Source organism: Barnesiella sp. CU968 (genome assembly GCF_905219685.1).
Lineage (GTDB): Bacteria > Bacteroidota > Bacteroidia > Bacteroidales > Muribaculaceae > Lepagella > Lepagella muris_A.
The window spans coordinates 1-2,544 of record NZ_CAJMXD010000406.1; the positions used below are offsets into that span (position 1 = coordinate 1).

At 48.0% G+C, this 2,544-nt stretch carries 3 protein-coding genes and 1 tRNA gene; 1 reads left to right on the forward strand and 3 read right to left on the reverse strand.

Annotation, left to right across the window (positions count from 1 at the left end):
* Positions 1-993 (reverse strand): hypothetical protein (locus tag JX312_RS12125; protein WP_204458155.1); only part of this gene is annotated, 993 nt, incomplete at its 3' end.
* A 137-nt stretch (positions 994-1,130) separates the two neighbouring features.
* Positions 1,131-1,217, reverse strand: a tRNA-Ser gene (locus tag JX312_RS12130).
* A 275-nt stretch (positions 1,218-1,492) separates the two neighbouring features.
* On the opposite strand from JX312_RS12130, the gene JX312_RS14240 reads away from it, so the two are divergent.
* Positions 1,493-1,621 (forward strand): hypothetical protein, encoded by a 129-nt coding sequence (locus JX312_RS14240; protein WP_255563923.1) that lies wholly within the window; start codon positions 1,493-1,495, stop codon positions 1,619-1,621.
* Positions 1,622-1,729: 108 nt separating this feature from the next.
* Here the strand turns inward: JX312_RS14240 and JX312_RS12135 are convergent.
* Positions 1,730-2,544, reverse strand: an 815-nt coding sequence (locus JX312_RS12135; RefSeq protein WP_204458157.1) for a hypothetical protein, incomplete at its 5' end; no start/stop codon positions are given.

Below are 2,544 nucleotides of genomic sequence, written 5' to 3' on the forward strand. Positions count from 1 at the left end.
GTCACAATACGACCAGAAACTCTCGAAATCCCATGAACCTACGGGCGAGGACATCCCCTCTGTCAAGGCGGACTCCACACACATCTCCCCATGCCCGGCATCTCTCCGTAGCTGCCACACTTTTGAGCCGGAGAACAGAAGATAGCCGTCTCTGTTCGGCAATATATTGGATTCATAACGGTTTGTCACCGCAGACCCGGCATCGAGCGCATGGAATGAATCTCTGCAAAGTTCGGCGGCATTCCACTTTCCTTCAGTCAGTTCGCAGCAAACAAGACGATTGTCATTACCCGGAGTTCCCTCTATATATGCGAACCGCGTCTCCGACAAGGGAATCATCGCAGAAACATTGCCTGATTCCGTCACTTTACTGAACAGCGAGAAATCTCCGGGACACTCCCCTTCGCACAGCCACACCTCACCCCCGCGATGGGCAAATACATATTTCCCGACACCGCAGATTCTGTCAAGCCCGGTGTCCATAATCACAGACTCAGACAGACTGTGGGTAGAGGCATCCACAACCGCATAGCCGGCATCCGTAGCAATCCACGCGTTACCGGTTTCCGGGTCGAATGTCACGGAATTTATCACAGACGCTCCCGGGGCGGATGATTTCTCCAGATCATCGATTACCGTAACGCGACCGTCGGCATCGACAATATCCATCGTTCCGTCTCCATATGCCACGATGACAAAGTGTCCCGCCGGGGAATATGCCGCCAGACGCATATCGGCTGAAGACAACGACACATCATGCACCAGCGGCGTGATCCCCCTGTCAGCCGCATTCTTGTCGTAGCGGAACAGCGTAAGAGAAGGGAAATCATATCCGCCGTACGCTTTATTGTATATCTGCTGATGAACAAGAAAATACGTATTCTCAGGAGTGTCGATTATTCTGACAGGCGTTCTGTCGAAAGAGGGATGCAGTCTCCATTCCGCGGCGGAAGCTCCACACATGCAGACCATAAACAACAGACCCGCAATCATAAAACGAGTCAGCAGAAAACCGTATTTACAACTGTGCTTATTCAAAACAATTCTGCTCTTAAGATTATAATAATTAACGTAAGATTATAATAATTAACGCCAAATGCTTTGGTTATAAGCATTTGGCGTTGACTTTGCGGAAGGGACGAGATTCGAACTCGTGGTAGGATTGCTCCTACGTCAGTTTAGCAAACTGGTGGTTTAAGCCACTCACCCACCCTTCCATTTGAAGGTAAAATTTATTTAAAGTCGCAAACCTTTCCGGATTGCTTCTGCAAAGTTAGATAATTTTTCAGAAATTTGCAAATAATTTTTATCGTCATTGCAGTTTTTAACAAATTCCACTTGAAACGTTAACCTGTCCTCCCTCCGCACATGACCGACAAAACCCCTGGAACTAACTTCTTCAGGGCGTAAAACACGCAAGTAGACAGCGTATACATGACAAAAAAAATTCGCAACATAACAACCCACATAACCTAATGAACTGTCAGGCTTGATGACAAGCAAGACCGCCTTGACACACAAAGTGACATACAACCCGTGGAAAGCATATATAAAGAATCCTGAACCCGTTATTTTCCTGGGTATCGTGAAATTTCTCACAATAAGCCTTGAGACAACGTAACTGAGCGCGCATATTCCGGTCAGGCAATACATGAACCTGAATAAATAAAAGTTCCATTGAAACCATCAACGGAACTTTCATATGTTCTCCTTTCATTACACTTCGGTATCACGGTCGATCAGTTTTGGAATCTGTTTCCAGATCGAGCCAGTAGGCACGCGAGACATGCACGAGCGAATCACATTCAGAAGCGGGGAAACAGAACTCTATCTGTGGCTGCGAGCCATCGGGAATATCAGCCATATACACAGCTTTTACACCATCATCCGAAACAAAGAAATAAGTCGCTGTTCCGGCAGAGCCTTCGGTTTCCTTGTGTCCCGTAAGAATCATCGACGGTTTCCCGCTGAGCTGAGATCCGACATTATACACCAGCATGCGATAACAGGGTTCTTCCGTACCGTCATGACTATCATGGCTGGAATCAATGCGATATACGGTTCCGTTTTCCATACCCTTGAGACACATTACCGGCGACCATCCCTTTCTGAGAGGCTCCTCTATGCTCCCCATGTCGCGAGCGGTGAGACTGTCGAGCATCATGCGCTCTCTTGCCGAAAGATAACTGACATCGTATATTTCGGTGTCGAGCCATACATATGCGCCACCTTTGAGACCCCATCCCCGCCATCCGTATTTTTCCCAGTCCTCCGGACGTGATGTGACAATCACGCTCTTGAGGGAATCATCGACAAGAACCGAATAGTATTGCCTCATCTGTTCGGACGTCTCGATATCCTTAAGAGGATAAGGTCTCGACAGGGGATAGCTGACTATGGTCGAGAATGCGGCGCTGTCGTCCTCGGCGACAATGCTCACCAACTTTTTCACCTCTTCAGGGATAGAATCGCTTTGCTCTATGCCGGAAGTGGCTGCGGAAACGGATTTACTTCTGTCGCACGCGGAAAAGGGCAGAATAAGAA